Genomic DNA, 17,607 nt, shown 5'->3' on the forward strand with positions numbered 1-17,607 from the left:
TAAAGAGCAAACTGCAGGTATTACTCAAATCAATGAAAGTGTAGCTCATATAGAAAGTGTAACTCAAGATAATGTGAAGATTGCTAATGATAGTTCTGTGATTTCTGATGCAGTCAATAGTATTGCAAAAAATATACTTGAAGATGCTCGGAAGAAGAAGTTTTAATGAAAATTTATGAAGTTTTAAATCAAAATAAAAGAGGCATGGGGTATTTTAGAAGCTCTTGGAATATACACGCTTTTATACAGATGAGTTATACAAGTGGAATTTATATGCTGTATGAGGTGCGTGATACAGAGCTTTTGAAAAGCCCTTTTGAATTTAATCAAGAAGATATTGACGCGAGTGATTGGAAAGTAGATAATCTTTGTGCCTTAGAATCAAAACTTTTAAGCATACAAGAAGCAAACAAAAACAAAGCTTCTTGATTCATTCCTCGTAAGATAACACAAAACAAGTAGCTATAAACTTAGCCTCCAGTTTGATAAAAAGCCCTTGTTGAGCGTTCGTTATCTTTAATGCTCCATTTGTTCTTTTCTGGCTTGTTTTCAATCACGCTTTGAAGTATCTTACTTGCTGCGTCTATATCGCCTTGTTTCACAGCCTTTCTTATGCTTAAAGCCTCATCAAAATAAAGACAAGGCACAAGCAAGCCATCAGCCGTCAAGCGGATACGATTGCAAGTATCGCAAAACTCATGACTATGCGGATCGATGATGCCAAAGGTATAATCATCTGCTTTGTATAAGCTTACCGGAGCATTTAAACTTTTTTCTAGGGCTTGCACTTTATACTTTTGACTTAAAAGCTTTAAAATTTCATCTGCTTTTAAGCCTTGAAGCTGTCCGTAAGCGTGGGTATTTTCCATAAATTCTATAAAGCGAATTTGGATATTTTTAGCCTTTGCAAACTCGAGCAAATCACATATTTCATCATCATTAAGCCCTTTTAAAGCAACGCAGTTAAGCTTGACTAAAAAGCCCTCACTTAAAGCAGCGTTAATGCCTTGCATAACATCTTTTAAAATATCTTTTTGAGAAATTTTTATAAGTTTTTTTGCATGAAGAGAGTCTAAAGAGATATTTACCCTTTTTAGTCCAGCTTCTTTTAAAAGCTTTGCTTGATTTTGAAGCAAAAAGCCATTTGTAGTTAAGGCTAGATCAATGCTATTTTTATACTCAAAAATCATTTTTATAAATTTGTGTAAATCTTTTCTTAAAAGTGGCTCACCCCCTGTGATCCTAATCTTTCTCACCCCAGCATCAATGGCAACTTTAACAAATAAAAAAAGCTCGTCAAAACTAAGTAAATTTTCATTAATTTTTTCATCAAAAGGGATTTTTGGCATACAATACAAACAGCGAAAATTGCAATTTTGCGTTACTGAAATGCGTAAATAATCAATCACCCTATCATAACGATCAACAAGCATTAATCAACCATCTTTTTCATCTTTAGCGTAAATTCAACGCTTCCTGTGGGAATTCTTAAATCTTTTGAGATTTGTTCTATACTTTTGCCTTCCTTAAACAAATCAACGATTTTTTGCTCTTCGTTTTCATAATTTGGCGTAAGCTTTGAGATATTTTGCGTTTTTTGCTCAAGATGAGAGAGTCTATTTTCTTGCTCATTTTGAAACTCTTCAATCACGCTTTCAAAGCCCTTCAAGCTCTTGAGTATAGGCACGATCTTGCTATTGACTTCTTTATTAAGCAAAAGATTGATCTCATCTTTTAAATCATCTGAATTTTGTAAATTTACACTTTGTATATCAGCTTTTGCCTCAAGTTCTTTGCGTAAATAGTGCATATTTTTACTCAACTCTTCCACTGCTTTTTCAAGCTTTATAATCTTAAGTGAATTTTCCTTGTCCTTGATAAAAATATAAGCCACTAAGGCAATTTGTAAAATCACTATAAAAATGAGATAAAGTAACTCATCACTCATTTTCTTTTCCTTTCATTTCTTTGATAAGCTCTCTTTGTGTCTGTGCCACAAAAGCATCATAAAGCGTTTTATCTTCACTTTTGATCTTAATAATACTCGCCGTTTTTTCATCTAAAGCCTTGATGAAAAAGGCTATCTCTTTGTTATTTATCTTTAATCTAGCATAATAGACTTGATTTTGAACTAAATTCGTGTTTAAAAATTCAAGATTTTCATAATGCACGCCTGAAATATGAGCTTTATTTTGAAGCGCGATTAAAAGCTGCTTGTCTTTTAGCTCAAGTCTTGCTATATCTTCTTTTATGCTAATAAGCATATCAAAAAGCAATTCTTCACTTTCGCTCAATTCTATTTTTTGGGCAAGTTTTTTAAATCTCATAATTTGAGCGTTTGAATTAAGACTGATAAATTCTTCATTAAAACGCATATCATCAAGAGTGCTTTCTTCAAATTCAATTCTTAAAGCTGTTTTAAAAAAACTTACCATATCAAATCAACCCAAATAAAAATCAAAAAAATGATACTTAAATATCCATTTAAAGTAAAAAAAGCCCTATCAATATGAGCAAAATTCTTACGCACGATCTTTTGCTCGAAAAACAAAATCACCGCACAAACAAGCACCCCAAAAAAAGCCACAAAAGAAAGTCCAGCCTGCCAAGCAAACAGAAACCAAAACAACACCGCCAAAAAATGACAAAATGCCGAAGCAAACAAAGTCGCCTTTGTGCCAAATTTAGACGGCACAGAATGAAGCCCTTTAAGCTTATCATACTCCATATCTTGCAAGCTATAAAGCAGATCAAACCCGGCCGTCCAAAACATCACCCCAAGACACAAAATCACACTATAAAGCTCTATCTTACCAAGCACAATCACACTTCCAGCAATAGGTGCAAGTCCCAAACAAAAACCTAAAACCAAGTGAGCCAAAGATGAAAAACGTTTAAAAGTTGAATACAAGCCAAGTATAAGCAGTATAGGAAAAGAAAGCACAAAGGCTAGGGTATTGATAAAAAAAGATGCTAGCACAAAAACAAAGGCATTAAGCAAGATAAAGCCCAGCACGCTTTTTCTATCTATCTTGCCACTGATATTTGGGCGATCTTTGCAACGAGGATTATCCTTATCAATATCCTCATCTAAAAAGCGGTTCATCGCCATAGCAAAATTTCTTGCACTCACCGCACAGATTATGCCTAAAAATAGCACCTTAAAGCCAAACCAAACGCTTTGAGTTTCAAGCTTTGAAGCTACCATCATAGAAATAAACAAAAAAGGTAAAGCAAAGATAGAATGCTTAAAAACAACAAGCTCTAAAAGAGTGTTAAGTTTTGTATAAAATGTTTTCATTATTTTTACTCTTTAGTAAATTTTTGTTATGATTTTACTAAAAAAACTTTAAATTTAAGGAAAAACTCGCTTATGTTTTTTGAATTTGCACTCATTGGCTGCACAGCTTGTGGTAAAAGCGAGCTTGCTTCAAGGCTAGCTGCTGAATTTAACGCCTTTATCTTGAGTCTTGATAGCCTGTGTGTGTATAAAGAGATCAATATCGCTTCGGCTAAGCCTGATGATACACAGTGTATTAATTATTTTGGAATCAATCTTTTAAGCGTAGATGAAGCCTTTAATGTGGCTTTGTTTTTCAAAGAGTATAAAAGAGCTAAAAACGCAGCTTTAAAGGCAAATAAGCCTCTTATTATCGTGGGTGGGACGAGTTTTTACTTAAAGGCTTTAATGAGTGGTTTAAGTAAAGAGGTGCCTGCGCTTTTGCATTATGAGCTTGATAATGAAGCTATTTACGCCCTTGTAAAACGTATAGATAAAAAAGCAAAGATAGAAAAAAACGATACTTATCGCTTAAGAAAATGGCTTGATATTTATGAGTTTAGCAAAGAAGTGCCAAGTGAGTTTTTAAAACGCACCTTAAAGCCAGCTTTGATTAAAAAGCTTGATATCTTTGAGCTGGTGTGCGATAAAGAGCTTTTAAGACAAAGGATAGCTAAAAGAACAAAGGCTATGCTTGAAAAGGGCTTGCTTGAGGAGGCGAGGTATTTATTTATGCATTTTGATACAAGTTTAAAGCCTTTAAATTCCATAGGTTTAAAAGAGTGTAAAGCTTATCTTGATGGTGAAATTTCACTTCATGAGCTTGAAACACTCATCACAACGCACACAGCCCAGCTTGCTAAACGACAAAGAACTTTTAACAAAGGTTTTGATAAGTTTAGCCTTGAGCAAAGCAAAGCGTATGATGAGCTTCAAGGTTTTATGCAAGCAAAATTAAACCAAATGTAAAACCTTACAAAATTTACTCTTCTTTAAGCTTATTGAGCCCATATTTTCTTACTCTAAGCTGAGTGCGGTAAGCCTGATATGGCAAAGAAAGCATTTTTCCTTCTTTCCTTCGCCAATATGCCTTAAAAGCTATCTTTCTTAGCTCAAAACCAAGATTGTGTTCTTCAAGTTTTCTTTTTTTCAAGCCTGTTTTATCGTGCTCATATTTTTTAATCGCTTGAAAAATCACAAAAGGCATTTGAAGATAACCCAAGAAAGACTTTGTGCATTGTATCATCAAAAAAGCGATTTCATCAGTATAAGGCTCTTGAAGCTCTAAAGCTTCTTGTAAATTTTTATATTCAGCATAAAGTTCGTCTTTAAAAATCGGTGTTTGTAGAGCATATCGCCACCATATCTCGCCTAAAAACTCGCCTTTTTCATTGATATAATTATGTGGTGCAAACCAAGCCTTATGCTCGTTTGTAAAGTGTAAAATGATAGGATTTTTTAAAGCAAAATTAAGCTCTTTTCGCGAGTAATCCACATCAAATTTCTTTCTTTCATCATTTGCTCTAACAAAAGAATACGAATGCACGAAGATATTGTATTCATAAGGAAGCTTAAGCACCTTTTGTCCTTGCACCAAAGCATTTAATATATCTTGATCATGGGCTTTTAAATCATAATTTGGCATAAGTTCTAGGCATTTTTGCTCCAGATTTTGTTTCCTAAATTCCTCAAGATTAATTAACATACAACCGCCATTAAAATAAGTCTTGCAAAAGGCTATATCTTTATACTCTAAGTTTAAGCTTTTTAAAATTCTCTTACTCTGCGTTCTCTCATCATAAACAGCTGCTAAAACTTTATCTTGCAAATCTAAAGCAAATAAAGCCCTTAAATCTCCCAAAACAAGCATATCCACATCAAGATACAAACAAGTTTTAACACTTGTATCTAAAAGAGAAGCGAGTTTGAGCCGAAAATAAGTCGTATGATTTGCCCCAAGTTTTGGCAAGTCCTTAAAAATGCTATCATCAAGCTGATGAATGTGTATAGAGCAAGGATAAAGGGCATTTAACTCTTTTTCAAGAGCATAAAAGCGATCTATGGTGTTTTGGCTAAAATTATTTGTAAGTATGTGAAAGTGATATTTAAGTTTTTCTTGTGAATTTAAATTATCATCAAATGCTTTATAAGTTAAAGCCCCCCCCCCTCGCTTGCATTGTTGGTTTTGGTGTTTTTGATGATAGAATACATCATCACCGCTGTGTATTTTGCATAATTTTCATCTGAATTAAAAACGATATGAAACATTGTTTCTCCTTTGTTAAAGTGTTAATTTGTATTTAAAATATTCATTTTTTCACGGCATAAATTCTGCCAATTCGAACTTGCATTAATATCAAGGCATTGTGTAAGGCTCGTTCTTTGGGCATTTAAATTTTGTGTTTTTTCAAAAATTTCAGCTTGTATATAAAAAGCCCTTGCTCTTTGTTCAGCATCTAAGTTAAGCTTTATCAAATCCGTTAAAACAGCCAAAGCTTCACTAAAATTTCCACTTTTATTTAAAGCATCAAGATACATAAACTCAAGCTCTGGACTATATACATTTACCCCTTTTAAATTTTGAAAATCAATCGCCTTTGGTGCATAGTGAAGTATGCTCGTAGTGAGGTTTTGCTCATTACAATAAAGTAAAAACTCATGATAGAGCTCAACCATTTTAAAGTTCATCTCAAAACGTTCAAGAGCTTCAAGACTCTTAATCGCAGCATTATAATCATTTTGTCTAAGCTGGGCTAAAAATTTGAAATAATACGCATTAAACCGCTCTTCATCGCTTTTCATCGTCCTTGAATCAATCACGCCATTTGCCAAAGCGATAGTATTTGCATAATTTTTAGCATTAAGCTCTAATTCGCTTTTTTCCAAATCATAATAAATGCTGTCTTCTTGCCTATTTTTATCGATATATTCTTCAGCTAAAGAAACTTGTAAATTTCTTTTTAAGCACGCGAGCATAGCTTTTTTGTTATTGATTTTCTGTCCTATTTCATACTCTTTATAGGCTTGAAAAAGGCTTGTTGCCCCGGAGCAATTATCCGCCCTTAAGTCTTCATTGAGCCTTGAAATAGCCGCTCTTTCAAGCAAATTTTTCATCTCAGGGTTATTGTATCGTTCTATCTCATCTTTATAATCAAGCACGGCTTGGGTATTGTTCTCATCAAAATACAATTTTACATCATAAAGAAGAGCTTTAGCAGCGATTTCATTAGCGTATTCTTTCATCAAGCTTTGATATTTTTCGTGCAAAAAGCTTGAATTTCCATCTTTCAAATCAAAAAAGATTCGATCGGCTGCTTCTTTTACTAAAGCCAAATGCTCCCCATCGCCAAATTCATCTGTATATAAGTCAAGATAACGCTTGGCTTTTTGATATTCATTTGTTTTACTTAGTGCAAGGGCGAGGTTTTTAAGCACTTCTTCGTATTCTTTATCGCTTCTATTTAAGCTATTAAATACTCTTTCATAGATCATCGCACTTATTTGAGGATTGTCTTTATCATACAAAAGCTTTGCAAGCTCTAAAGAAAGGGCTTTGTTTTGGATAAAAGAATTTGCATTTGCGTTTGTAATGGTATTGATAAGATTTAAGGCTTGATTTGTATCATCTGCGATAAGTGCAAGTCTAGCTAAAGAAAGCCCAGCTCTTGCGGCTATATCAACATTTTGTGTTCTGTAATAAAGATCATTAAAGATAATTTGGGCTTTTGCTCTATCGCCAAGAGTAAGCAAATAATCTGCATAATCAAGCAAAGCAAGCTGAGCAAAGTAATTCTCAGGGTATTCATTGCTTAAAATTTCAACCACATATTCCATATTTGCTCGCTGTTCTAGTGCCATATATGCTCGCATCATAATATATGAAATTTCGGGAAAATTTCTATCACTCGTAAAGGTTCTGCTCCATTCTTTAGCATCTTCTACCATTTGCTCAAGTTGATTTTGGTTTCTAAAGTCTGGAGTGTAAGTATAAAGCTGATTTTGCGCTCTAAGCTTATATAAGATAAACTCGTTCATAAAAATACTGCCTTGATAACGTTCAATCGCATTACTTGCATCAGTGATAACTTGAGTGTAATTTTGTTTTTCATACTCTTCTTTGATGCGTAAAAAGGTATTTATATCAGCACTTTGAGGGATAAGCACAGGGTTTGAGTTTAAGTCTAAAGCTCCTACAAAAGGCGTTTGTAAATTAGAAAAATTAATGTCAAAGTCAAGTCCATCATGATCTTTAAAATACGCTATCTCGTCAGAAAAAACAAAGGTAAAACTTGTGGAATTTGTATCGCTATTATCACTTAAAACTACATTTTCATCATAAATTTTTTGAGACAAATTAAACATTTTTGATGGAATTTTAGCTTGTATAAAAATTTGAGTGAGCTGATTTGTTTTTGTAAAATTAAGATCAAAAAAATCAAAACTTTGATTATCAAGTCTTGTTTCAACTACTCCTAAAATTTCGCATTCATAATGCTTTAAATCCCCTTCTTCAAATTCTTTACAAGTAAAGTTTTCATCATTTTTTAAATGAAGCACGCCAAAGGGGTTGTTATTATCACTACCTCTGTTTAAAACGATCTCAAAAGAAAAAAGAGTAGAAAAACTCAGTAAAAATATACATAAAATTCTCATAAAATAATTATATCCATAAAAAATAAATTTAAACACCAAAGCCTTATATCTTTGTAAGTTTTACACGCACAAAATCATAGCCCTTTGTATCAAAGTCTAAAAAAGCAATGATCGTGTTTAAGCCCTCATCACACATAAGCTTGCTTTCAAGCTTAAAAAACTCACTTTCTATGAGAATATTTGCTTGATCATTTATCTTAGCAATTTGTGAAAATTGTTGAGAACAATGCAAAAATTTATCCTTGTTTTTCAAACGAAAAAGCACTAAACCATCATAATTATCAAGCTCTTTTAAATGCCTAAATGTATCTTGCACTAAAAGCTCTTCTTCGCTCTCATCGCTAAAAGCGAATTTAAGCTTAAATTTATGAGCCAAAAAAGCACAAAAAAATAAGATATTTTCATAATCCTTATGCTCTTTTAAATTTATATCGATGATGAGAAATTCAGCCTCGTTTAAAAAGTCTAAAATTTCAGCAGCTTCTTCTTCGCCCAAACAACTCTCAGCACTCAAATACCCCTCATCAAGCATATCAAACTCATCACTACCAAGCCTTGCTAAAAGCGCTAAAACAAAGGCTGTGCTGGCAATCTCACATTTAAAAAATCGGGCTTTAAAATCACTATCATGCAAACAAGAAACATAGTAATTTTCGCTATTTTCAAGCTTTTTACATAAATTTGCATGTCTTTTACTCGCTAAATCCAAAAAACACAAAGCTTTTTTGCCGACTTCATAAACAACGCTTTTCATTAATTTTACCCTTATCAGTATGAGTGTGAATTTTTTATCAATTGTAGCGATTTTTAGCTTAAATTGAAGTTTTTATCATCAATTTTTATTTACAAAAACCCTAAAATCCCTCTTTGATAAGCATATAAAGCTCTTTAATCTCCTCATCATCAAAAACCGAGCAATTTTTATGCGTAAAAAAGTCCTTAAGTTTATTTTTATCAAAACTAAAACTCAAAGCATGGGCTTTGTGAGCTGGTAAAAAACCTCTTATGAGCGTTACTTCATCTTCATTTATCAGTTCATCACAAGCAAAACAATAAAAATCTTTATGAAGCCTGCCCTCAAATTCAAGCAAATTTGCATAAGCATCAACAATAACACGAAATGGATTTTGCCTTTCAAAACGTCTTGAGCTTTCATCAAGCAAATCAAAATAAAATGAATCAAGTGCTTCAATATCTTTTAAGTGTTTATAAAAAAGTCGTATAAATTCCTGCCAAATAAACATTTTATCGCGACTCATAATCCACTTAAAACCAAGATGAAGCGTATCTTTAAGGCGAGGTAAAAAGCTTGGATTTTCTTCTAATTCAAAATCTATCTTATAGCCACTTAAAATACTTGAATGTCTTAAACCATAAAAGCGATATGCCTTAATCACAGCCCTTTGACTTAACACATAAACGATTAAGTCTTCATCTTTTACGCGTTGGGTATGAAGGATAAAGCCTTGCATTATTACACACGAGTGATTTGTTTAAAAAGTTCATTTTTAAGCTCACTTAGCCCAAGACTTTGCAAGCTTGAAACCTTGATGATAAAACATTCTGGATTTTTAAGTGTTTTAAGATGAGCTTTTAGCTCATTAAAAGCGACTTCAAATTTTTCTTTTAACTCAGGCATAAGTTCTATACTATCACTTTTTGAGATCATAATGCCAAATTTTCTTTCATAAAGCTTTGATGAAAATTTTTCAAGCTCTTTGCTTAAAGCCTCAAACTGCTCTTTTAAACTTAACTCACGCAAAGGATCAAGCACAAAAAGCAAAAAAGAAGTGCGTTCTATATGCTTTAAAAACTCAAGTCCCAAGCCCCTGCCCTCACTTGCCCCTTCGATGATGCCGGGTATATCAGCCATAACAAAACTATCATATTCACCAACTTGAACCAAACCTAACTTTGGTGTGAGTGTGGTAAATTCATAATTTGCAATTTGTGGCTTTGCATTTGAGATCACGCTTATAAGTGTTGATTTGCCAACATTTGGAAAGCCCACAAGTCCAACATCAGCGATAAGCTTAAGTTCTAAACGCACCTTTAAGCTTTGCCCCTTAATACCAGCTTGAGCATAATCTGGACGTTGATTTGTCGCATTTTTAAAATGCGTATTGCCAAGCCCACCTTTACCACCTTTGAGTAATATTTTTTGCTCTAAGTGAGTTGTCATATCAAGTAAAACTTCTCCACTTTCATCATCGATAATTTGTGTGCCAGCAGGCACTGAGATCTCAAGATTTGCTCCACTTTTGCCATTGCGGTTGCGTTTATCGCCGTTTTGTCCATTTTGTGCGCTAAGTTCTTTTTTGCCCTTAAAATTAGCCAAGGTATGAGCGTTATTATTACACACGATAACCACATCGCCGCCCTTGCCACCATCACCGCCATCAGGACCGCCTAAGGGCACATGTTTTTCACGGCGAAAGCTTACCGCTCCTTTGCCACCATTTCCAGAGCTAAGGACTAATTTTACACTATCAATAAACATAGCAAAAGCCTTTAAATTTAAAAAAGAAGTTAATAAAAGAGTTTTTAGAGGATAAATCCTCTAAAAAATTAAGCAGGATATACAGAAACTTTTTTTCTATCTTTGTCTTTTCTTTCAAATTTCACAAAACCATCAATCAAAGCGAAGATAGTGTGATCTTTACCCATGCCTACATTGTTGCCAGCGTGAGTTGCTGTGCCTCTTTGGCGAATGATGATATTGCCAGCTCGGACAAATTCACCACCAAATTTTTTAACACCTAAACGACGACCTATGGAATCGCGGTTATTTTGAGTTGAGCCTTGACCTTTCTTGTGTGCCATATTTTACTCCTTAGCCTTTGATTTCTTTTACTCTAACGCGTGTGAATTGTCTTCTAAAGCCTCTTTTTATCTTTGAATCTTTTCTGCGTCTTTTTTTGTAAATCACGACTTTTTTGTCTTTGCCGTGATTAATCACTTCTAAAACAACTTTTGCACCAGCTAGCAAAGGCGCACCTACCTTGAGTTCTTTATCACTAAGTGCAAGCACTTCTGTGACTTCAATACTGCTTTTTTCTTCGGCTTCAAAACGATCAAGTTTTAGCTCATCGCCAACGCTTACTCGGTATTGCTTGCCGCTGTGTTTGATGATCGCATACATCAATACTTCTCCTTTTTCTTGGGTAAGTTAATGTTAAGCACCGAAAATTCGGATTTAAAAAGCTTAGACATTTCATAAAAAAGAACTAATTATACATTTTTTTGTTGAATTTTAGGTTAAAGATAAAAAATAAAATCTTTATTTTTAAAAAAAGAAGTGTTGAGTTTTTGCCACTTAAATGAGCTTATTTTAAGTTTTAAGCTCAAAATAATTATTTTTAACTTATAATCAAAATATATGTGAAAAAATACAATTAATCAATAATTGTTAAATATCAAATAAACTTAGTTTTGGAGTTACAAATGAGTTCGCAAATTCTTACGAGCTTTGTATCAAAAACACCGGTTTTTGACTATGAAGCATATCTTAAAAAAAATACACTTGATCCACAAGAGCATTCATTTAAGGTGCTTAATTTTACGACTTTTTATACAGAATCAAACGACGGCTTGTCTATCGAGCTTAAAAGCACGCAGCTTAATGTCTTTGAAAGCGATAGCTTTTTTATAAATGAAAAATTAAATATTTATCAAACCTATGAAATTGCAGTGATTCAAAAAGCTCCACCTCGTTTTGAGCTTGAGCTTAAATACGATGAGCAATTTATCAATATCCAAGCCATAATCAAGCAAGATACACACCTTGAGTATTATGATGAGTTATATGAGGATATTTTGCAAGAAATTTATCGTCAAATGATTGAACTTAACTTACTTATAGGTATTCGTGCTTTTGCACTGCATTCTTTGATTAAAGACTTTGTAGAGCAAGTAAGTATGGGAATTTGTATGATTAATGATGTTGTGATTGAAGTAGCAAGAGGTATTGAAAAGATTGATGATAAACCAGATGAGCTTATCATGCATTTTCGCCAAATTTTAGATGAGAAAAAAGCCCACTTTGAATCAGATTTTGAAAAAGGTGATTTAGCTGCAACCTTAAATAAAGGTGATTTGACACTTGAATACAAAAAAGTTCGCACAGGGATTGATGGTAAAAACATCAAAAATCATGTCATCAAACGCAAAGTCGAGCTAGCAAAATGTCGTCCAAAAATCAATGAGCAAAATTTCGAAGTAGAAGAAAATGATAAAATCATCAAATATTTTGCAAAAATCGATGGTTTTATGCAAAATAAAGACTTAAATTTTGATATTAGCAACGAAATCACTTCAGATAAAAAGCTTAGTCTAAAAAGTTCAGGCTCCGTAAAAGCAAGTGAAGGTGAAGAGGTTAATATCAACTTAACTATGGCAAATCGCTTTGATGATGGTATAGATTCAGGCATCACAGTAGAAGCTCAAATCATCAATCTTAACGGCTCAGTAGCCGAAAATGCTATAGTTAAAGCCAATAAAAGGCTTGATATCAAAGGACAAATCCACTCAAAAGCAAAAATTTATGCAAAACATGCAAGAATTTTTAATCTCAAAGGTTTTTTGCGTGCTGAAGTGGCGATAGTTGATACCTTAGAACGCGGTATTTTAGAAGCAAAAACAGCCTTTGTAAAAAATGCAATCAACGCAAAAATTTATGCTGAAAATGTCTATATTGAGAATCTCGCTAGCACAAATGAAATTCATTTCTTAAACAACTGCTTTATCAAAGAATGTTGCGGCGATACAAATAAATTTATCGTTGATGCCCTTGACTTTAAGCAGATTAATGATGCTTTAACAAGAGGAAAGCAAAAGCTTCAAGAACTAGAAGAGTGTGAAAAAATTTGTAAAAGCCTCCAAGAAAGTTATAAGCTTATCAGCCCAAATATGCAAAATATACTTTTATCTTACAAAGCTATGAAAGACGCTCACCAAGAGCCACCAAAAAGCTTTACAGATCAAATCATTCGTTTTAGAAATTTAGTCAATAAAATAAAAGAAGTCGAACAAAAACTTACAAATAAGCAAAAAGTAGAAAATGAAGTAAAAGAACAAATCAACAAAATAAACAATATCATCAATCAAGCAGAAGTCTTTAATCAAAGCGGTTTGTGGAGTAGAGATTATAATGAAATCCGCTTTGTTTTTACAGAAGGTGATGTTATCACAAGAGCTATTGATGCGCAAAGTGATTTATTTAAGATCGCTTTGCATGAGAAAAAAGTATGTTTTACTCATAAAAGCCAAGAAGAAAACAAAGAATTTGAGGCTTTAAAAGAGCTTGAAGCAGAGCTTATAAAAGAATTTGACTCATAAACTTTTGCAAATTTAATCATGCCTAAAAAGCTCTAATTCAAATGCCCCCCCCCCATGAGTTTCTTTAAAAAGATAATCAAGCTTTTCGCCTTTATAAAGAATTTCTCTTGGTGTATTTTTAGAAAGTTTGCGTTTTTTTAAAGCAAGTAAAGTGGGTAATTCTTTTTGTATCAGCATTTTTAAAGACATACCCATGCCATGTTTTAAGCTTTTGATAAAAGTCCCATCAACTTCGCTTTCATCTTTGATAATATGAAGCGAGCCTTTAAAATCAAGCTCTTTTAAAAGCTCAAACATTTGTTCTTTGTTTTGGGCTAAATCAAGTTCATCTTGTATGCTATGATAACTGATATAATAAGGCTTTGGATAGTTTGCTTGAGTGCGTAAATGGGCTTCATTAAAGATATCTCGTATATGATGATGATCGCTTGAAAAATAATATTTTGAATTTGTATCAAGCGAAAAAGGTGTCTTTGTAACACAGCACAACACAACATGCTCAAAAAATTCACCAGCTTGAAATTCACACTCTTTAATATAATCCACATCCCTTCCAAGCCCAAAAAGACGCATTTGTGGCTTTACATAGGCTGAATTTTCTAAAACACCATCGATAAGCCAAGGAGCAAATTTAGCCGCAAGCAAAGCAAGATACCCGCCATGAGATGAACCAAACATAATCGTTTTATAATCTTTTTCAAGTATAAAAGGTGGATTTTTCTTGATAAATTGTAAAACATTAAGTATATCCATGGCTTGTAAAACACCAAAATTTAAGTATTCGTTGCGAGCTGGCTGCACGCTAATGCTTATACCGATCCTTATGCCTTTTTTGTAAAAGCCTCTGTTTTGTCTTTCTTGTATAGCGTTATTGAGTATAGCGCAGGCTTGATATGTTTCTTGCTGACTAAGATCATGTGGTGGAAAAAAATTATCTGCAAAGTTGATATTAAGACCTTCGCCTACTCGTAGATAAATTTCCTTATCTTTTGCGTCCATAACAAAAGTCGCTCCATTTTGCGGACGAAGTCCTATATTGTTGTAACTTACTCGTATCACAGCGACTTGGTATTCTTTAACTAAAAATTCAGCCAAATGATCTTGATAGCTTTGATTGTTATCCTCGCCCAAACCAGCGATAAGAAAAAACAAAGCCTTAACCGGTTTTTCATCATCAAAATCAAGCTTAAACTCAAGCGGATTTTCTCTTTTTAACTCAAGCTCCTTATCCTCGCTTGCTGGTATGCTTAAAGTTTTGTTATTAAACATGCTTCTTCCTTAATCATAAAGCTAAATTGATAAAAAGTATATAATGATTATGCTTCATTTTGTTTGAATTTAAAACAATAAAAGCTTATTTTTGTGATAAAAGAGTATGATTTATGATAAAACAAGCTCGCCATAAAGGCGAACTTGTAAAAAATTTAAAAAAGTGGAGCGACTAAAAATCCTAGAGCTACACTTAAAGCGATAGCTAAGGTTCCTGGAACCAAGAAAGCATGGTTAAATACATATTTTCCTATCCTTGTTGAACCTGTATCGTCCATTTGCACCGCACCAAGTAAGGTTGGATAAGTAGGAAGCACAAAAAGAGCTGAAACTGCAGCAAAAGAAGCTACAAGTATGTATGAGTTTGCAGCAATGCTTCCATCGCTTGTTGCTGAGATGGAAAGAGCAGCAACTATAGTAGGCACGATAGCCTTAGCTGTAGCTGCTTGAGAGTATAAAAGCATACTTGCAAAGAAAAAGGCTACAGCCACAAGGAAAGGTAATTTTGTCGCTAAATCCCCAGCTATATCTTGAATTTGACCCTTATAGCCAGCCACAAAAGTATCTCCAAGCCAAGCTACACCAAGCACGCACACGCAAGCTACCATACCTGATTTAAACACGCTTTGTTCAAAAATCTTTGCGGTGTTGATTTTACAAAAGATCACAATTAAAGCCGCAATGCTTAGCATAAAGCTCATGATCGCACCATCTCTTGGCAAGCGCACAGGATCAATATAGCTTTTTACAAATTCAGCCAAAGCACTTAAAGAACTACCCTCAGCAATAAGCATATTCACATAATCAAGCATAGGCTTACGCACTACATCTGAAATCGTTGTTGCATAAAATACCACACAAAGCACTCCAAGCAAGAAAATAAGCACTGAAAGCTTGGCGCCTGGTTTTACTTCAGTATGAATTGCTCCTGTGCTTGCTTTGATAAGCCCATTTTTAAGTCTTTCTTGATACACTTCATCTTTGCTTAGATCAAGATCAGTGATTTTAGAAATGATAAAAGCTGTAAGCATACAACCCACAAAGGTTGTTGGTATCCAAATTCCTAAAAGCAAAGGATAGCTCCAGCCTAAAGGCTCTAAAACCCCTGTCATATATACAACAGCAGCTGAAACTGGGCTTGCTGTGATGGCGATTTGACTTGAAACAACAGCTATGCTTAGAGGAGCTGAAGGCTTGATGTTTTGCTCTTTTGCTACCTCAACGATAACTGGTATCATAGAAAAAGCTGTATGTCCTGTGCCCGCTAAAAGTGTCAAAACATAAGTCACGGTTGGAGCAAGATAGTTGATATACTTTGGATTTGAACGTAATATCTTTTCAGCTACTTGCACGAGATAATCAAGCCCACCAGCAAGCTGCATAGCTGAAATAGCTGCAATGACGCTCATAATGATTAAGATAACATCCCAAGGGATATTACCTACTTTCATACCAAGTATAAGCGTAAGCACGACTACGCCAAGCCCACCAGCAAAGCCTATGCCTATGCCTCCAAGGCGAACGCCTAAGAAAATGGCACCAAGTAAAACGATGATTTGAAGTATGAGTAAAATATCCATAACTTTCCCCTATTTTTTCGCTGTCATGTGAGGATTAAGCATATTTGCTGGAGTTAAAATTTCATCAAGCTTTTCTTTGCTTAAAAGTCCTCTTTCAAGGGCTAGATCATAGACTCTTTTACCTGTATTTAGAGCTTCTTTAGCTATGGAAGCTGAGTTTTCATAACCTATGTAAGGATTTAGTGCTGTTACTATGCCTATGGAGTTATATACAAAATCAGAGCAGATTTTTTCATTGGCTGTAACGCCATCTATACATTTATCAGCCAAAGTTTTCATCGCTTTTTCAAGCATAACTATAGAATTAAAAAGACTATAAGCAATAACTGGCTCAAACACATTAAGCTGAAGCTGTCCGCCTTCGCTTGCAAAGGTTACGCTTACATCAGCTCCTATTACATAAAAGCATACTTGATTTACAACTTCTGGGATAACTGGATTTACTTTGCCCGGCATGATAGAGCTACCTGGTTGCATTTTTGGTAAGTTAATTTCATTAAGCCCGCATTTTGGACCAGAGCTTAATAATCTTAAGTCATTACACACCTTAGAAAGTTTAGTAGCCACTCTTTTAAGCACGCCTGAAATTTGCACATAAGCACCTGTATCTTGAGTCGCTTCGATCAAATCATCAGCTACTTTGTATTCAAAGCCTGTAATTTCTCTTAATTTCTTCTCAACCACTTTTGGATAATCAGGATGTGAGTTTATGCCTGTGCCTATGGCTGTTCCACCAAGATTGATCTCTAAAACAAGCTTTCTTGCTTCTAAAACGCGTTCTATATCCTCGCCTATCATTACCGCAAAGGTTTGAAACTCGCGACCTAAAGTCATAGGCACGGCATCTTGAAGCTGAGTTCGTCCCATTTTAAGCACATCTTTAAATTCAACTGCCTTTCTTTCATAAGCTTTTTTAAGATGCTCCATAGCCTTAGCTAAATCACTTAAATAATCATGCAAAGCCATTCTAAGTGCTGTTGGATACGCATCGTTTGTGCTTTGAGAGAGATTTACATGATCATTTGGGTGAAGGTATTGATACTCACCTTTTTTGTGTCCTAAAATTTCTAAAGCAATATTTGCAATGACTTCATTTGCGTTCATATTCGTGCTTGTTCCAGCTCCACCTTGAAACATATCAACGACAAATTGATCGTAGTATCCGCCCTCTAAAATTTTATCACAAGCTTTAATGATAGCCCCTTCTTTTTCTTTGTCTAAAAGTCCTAATTCGCAGTTTGCCATAGCTGCTGCTTTTTTAACCCTTGCCATAGTGCGTATAAAACGAGGGAAATTTTTGAGTCTATCATGAGAAATATTAAAATTCTCCATTGCTCTAAAGGTTTGCACCCCATAATACACATCATCACTGATCTCAAGCTCACCGATGAAATCGTGTTCTTTACGTGTTGCCATCTTGTTTCTCCTTAAGTTAAGAATAAAATCTAAAGACCAATTAGTCTTTACAAGAAGCAATATAAACTAAAA

16 protein-coding genes and 2 pseudogenes are annotated in these 17,607 nt (G+C 34.2%); 4 read left to right on the forward strand and 14 right to left on the reverse strand.

Annotation, left to right across the window (positions count from 1 at the left end):
- Positions 1 to 166 (forward strand): annotated as a pseudogene (locus tag DMB95_RS09800) (methyl-accepting chemotaxis protein); the annotation flags it as partial.
- Entirely contained in the window at positions 166 to 429 is a 264-nt protein-coding gene (locus DMB95_RS08930; RefSeq protein ID WP_142931784.1) for a hypothetical protein, read from the forward strand. The pseudogene DMB95_RS09800 and the gene DMB95_RS08930, both read left to right, overlap by 1 nt.
- Before the next feature lie 41 nt (positions 430 to 470).
- On the opposite strand, the gene moaA is transcribed toward DMB95_RS08930, so the two are convergent.
- From moaA to mqnP, 4 genes are read right to left on the reverse strand one after another with little or no spacing between them, the layout of a single operon-like run.
- Complete coding sequence (gene moaA / locus DMB95_RS08935; protein WP_142931785.1) at positions 471 to 1,433, reverse strand: GTP 3',8-cyclase MoaA; 963 nt, start codon at positions 1,431 to 1,433, stop codon at positions 471 to 473.
- Positions 1,433 to 1,948: a hypothetical protein gene (locus DMB95_RS08940; protein ID WP_137633655.1), complete on the reverse strand. Its 516-nt coding sequence runs from the start codon at positions 1,946 to 1,948 to the stop codon at positions 1,433 to 1,435. The genes moaA and DMB95_RS08940 overlap by 1 nt, the downstream gene beginning before the upstream one ends.
- Positions 1,941 to 2,435, reverse strand: a complete 495-nt coding sequence (locus tag DMB95_RS08945) for a hypothetical protein (RefSeq protein WP_142931786.1) — start codon at positions 2,433 to 2,435, stop codon at positions 1,941 to 1,943. The genes DMB95_RS08940 and DMB95_RS08945 overlap by 8 nt, the downstream gene beginning before the upstream one ends.
- Positions 2,429 to 3,301, reverse strand: coding sequence for a menaquinone biosynthesis prenyltransferase MqnP (gene mqnP / locus DMB95_RS08950; RefSeq protein WP_137633653.1), 873 nt, complete (start codon positions 3,299 to 3,301; stop codon positions 2,429 to 2,431). Before mqnP ends, DMB95_RS08945 begins: the two co-directional genes overlap by 7 nt.
- Before the next feature lie 72 nt (positions 3,302 to 3,373).
- On the opposite strand from mqnP, the gene miaA reads away from it, so the two are divergent.
- On the forward strand, positions 3,374 to 4,249 hold the full coding sequence (gene miaA, locus DMB95_RS08955; RefSeq protein ID WP_142931787.1) for a tRNA (adenosine(37)-N6)-dimethylallyltransferase MiaA: 876 nt from the start codon (positions 3,374 to 3,376) through the stop codon (positions 4,247 to 4,249).
- Positions 4,250 to 4,262: 13 nt separating this feature from the next.
- Here miaA and DMB95_RS08960 read toward each other — a convergent pair.
- The 7 genes and pseudogenes from DMB95_RS08960 to rplU form a co-directional block, all read right to left on the reverse strand.
- Positions 4,263 to 5,393, reverse strand: a pseudogene (locus DMB95_RS08960) (glycosyltransferase family 8 protein); the annotation flags it as partial.
- A 176-nt stretch (positions 5,394 to 5,569) separates the two neighbouring features.
- The gene (locus DMB95_RS08965) at positions 5,570 to 7,933 is read right to left on the reverse strand and encodes a DUF7494 domain-containing protein (protein WP_142931809.1); all 2,364 of its coding nucleotides are present in this window, start codon (positions 7,931 to 7,933) and stop codon (positions 5,570 to 5,572) included.
- Positions 7,934 to 7,976: 43 nt separating this feature from the next.
- On the reverse strand, positions 7,977 to 8,687 hold the full coding sequence (locus DMB95_RS08970; protein ID WP_142931789.1) for a hypothetical protein: 711 nt from the start codon (positions 8,685 to 8,687) through the stop codon (positions 7,977 to 7,979).
- Positions 8,688 to 8,787: 100 nt separating this feature from the next.
- Positions 8,788 to 9,405 (reverse strand): recombination protein RecO, encoded by a 618-nt coding sequence (recO, locus tag DMB95_RS08975; RefSeq protein ID WP_137633648.1) that lies wholly within the window; start codon positions 9,403 to 9,405, stop codon positions 8,788 to 8,790.
- Positions 9,406 to 9,407: 2 nt separating this feature from the next.
- Positions 9,408 to 10,433, reverse strand: a complete 1,026-nt coding sequence (gene obgE, locus DMB95_RS08980; RefSeq protein ID WP_142931790.1) for a GTPase ObgE — start codon at positions 10,431 to 10,433, stop codon at positions 9,408 to 9,410.
- A gap of 68 nt (positions 10,434 to 10,501) precedes the next feature.
- Positions 10,502 to 10,756 carry a 50S ribosomal protein L27 gene (gene rpmA, locus DMB95_RS08985; protein WP_002800974.1) on the reverse strand — a complete coding sequence of 85 codons (255 nt, stop codon included), beginning with the start codon at positions 10,754 to 10,756 and terminating at the stop codon, positions 10,502 to 10,504.
- A gap of 10 nt (positions 10,757 to 10,766) precedes the next feature.
- Positions 10,767 to 11,075: a 50S ribosomal protein L21 gene (rplU, locus tag DMB95_RS08990; protein ID WP_142931791.1), complete on the reverse strand. Its 309-nt coding sequence runs from the start codon at positions 11,073 to 11,075 to the stop codon at positions 10,767 to 10,769.
- 302 nt (positions 11,076 to 11,377) lie between these two features.
- Here rplU and DMB95_RS08995 point away from each other — a divergent pair, with 302 nt between their 5' ends.
- The gene (locus DMB95_RS08995) at positions 11,378 to 13,270 is read left to right on the forward strand and encodes a DUF342 domain-containing protein (protein ID WP_142931792.1); all 1,893 of its coding nucleotides are present in this window, start codon (positions 11,378 to 11,380) and stop codon (positions 13,268 to 13,270) included.
- A 12-nt stretch (positions 13,271 to 13,282) separates the two neighbouring features.
- Here the strand turns inward: DMB95_RS08995 and DMB95_RS09000 are convergent, their stop codons facing one another.
- The 3 genes from DMB95_RS09000 to aspA all read right to left on the reverse strand — a co-directional run bounded on the left by DMB95_RS09000 (position 13,283) and on the right by aspA (position 17,535).
- The gene (locus DMB95_RS09000) at positions 13,283 to 14,539 is read right to left on the reverse strand and encodes a DUF2920 family protein (protein ID WP_142931793.1); all 1,257 of its coding nucleotides are present in this window, start codon (positions 14,537 to 14,539) and stop codon (positions 13,283 to 13,285) included.
- 155 nt (positions 14,540 to 14,694) lie between these two features.
- A complete protein-coding gene (locus DMB95_RS09005) occupies positions 14,695 to 16,119 on the reverse strand; it encodes an anaerobic C4-dicarboxylate transporter (RefSeq protein ID WP_142931794.1) in 1,425 nt (474 codons plus the stop codon).
- Between the two features lie 9 nt (positions 16,120 to 16,128).
- Positions 16,129 to 17,535 carry an aspartate ammonia-lyase gene (gene aspA, locus DMB95_RS09010; RefSeq protein ID WP_142931795.1) on the reverse strand — a complete coding sequence of 469 codons (1,407 nt, stop codon included), beginning with the start codon at positions 17,533 to 17,535 and terminating at the stop codon, positions 16,129 to 16,131.
- Positions 17,536 to 17,607: the final 72 nt, after the last annotated feature.

The organism is Campylobacter sp. MIT 12-8780 (assembly GCF_006864535.1).
Classification (GTDB): Bacteria; Campylobacterota; Campylobacteria; order Campylobacterales; family Campylobacteraceae; genus Campylobacter_D.

Excerpts from the sequence above, each read along its gene's own strand:
- DMB95_RS08965 (WP_142931809.1), bottom strand. The coding sequence starts at position 7,933 with ATGAGAATTTTATGTATATTTTTACTGAGTTTTTCTACTCTTTTTTCT.
- mqnP (WP_137633653.1), bottom strand. The coding sequence starts at position 3,301 with ATGAAAACATTTTATACAAAACTTAACACTCTTTTAGAGCTTGTTGTT.
- DMB95_RS08940 (WP_137633655.1), bottom strand. The coding sequence starts at position 1,948 with ATGAGTGATGAGTTACTTTATCTCATTTTTATAGTGATTTTACAAATT.
- miaA (WP_142931787.1), top strand. The coding sequence starts at position 3,374 with ATGTTTTTTGAATTTGCACTCATTGGCTGCACAGCTTGTGGTAAAAGC.
- obgE (WP_142931790.1), bottom strand. The coding sequence starts at position 10,433 with ATGTTTATTGATAGTGTAAAATTAGTCCTTAGCTCTGGAAATGGTGGC.
- recO (WP_137633648.1), bottom strand. The coding sequence starts at position 9,405 with ATGCAAGGCTTTATCCTTCATACCCAACGCGTAAAAGATGAAGACTTA.
- aspA (WP_142931795.1), bottom strand. The coding sequence starts at position 17,535 with ATGGCAACACGTAAAGAACACGATTTCATCGGTGAGCTTGAGATCAGT.
- DMB95_RS09000 (WP_142931793.1), bottom strand. The coding sequence starts at position 14,539 with ATGTTTAATAACAAAACTTTAAGCATACCAGCAAGCGAGGATAAGGAG.
- moaA (WP_142931785.1), bottom strand. The coding sequence starts at position 1,433 with ATGCTTGTTGATCGTTATGATAGGGTGATTGATTATTTACGCATTTCA.
- DMB95_RS08995 (WP_142931792.1), top strand. The coding sequence starts at position 11,378 with ATGAGTTCGCAAATTCTTACGAGCTTTGTATCAAAAACACCGGTTTTT.
- rpmA (WP_002800974.1), bottom strand. The coding sequence starts at position 10,756 with ATGGCACACAAGAAAGGTCAAGGCTCAACTCAAAATAACCGCGATTCC.
- DMB95_RS08945 (WP_142931786.1), bottom strand. The coding sequence starts at position 2,435 with ATGGTAAGTTTTTTTAAAACAGCTTTAAGAATTGAATTTGAAGAAAGC.
- rplU (WP_142931791.1), bottom strand. The coding sequence starts at position 11,075 with ATGTATGCGATCATCAAACACAGCGGCAAGCAATACCGAGTAAGCGTT.
- DMB95_RS08970 (WP_142931789.1), bottom strand. The coding sequence starts at position 8,687 with ATGAAAAGCGTTGTTTATGAAGTCGGCAAAAAAGCTTTGTGTTTTTTG.
- DMB95_RS08930 (WP_142931784.1), top strand. The coding sequence starts at position 166 with ATGAAAATTTATGAAGTTTTAAATCAAAATAAAAGAGGCATGGGGTAT.
- DMB95_RS09005 (WP_142931794.1), bottom strand. The coding sequence starts at position 16,119 with ATGGATATTTTACTCATACTTCAAATCATCGTTTTACTTGGTGCCATT.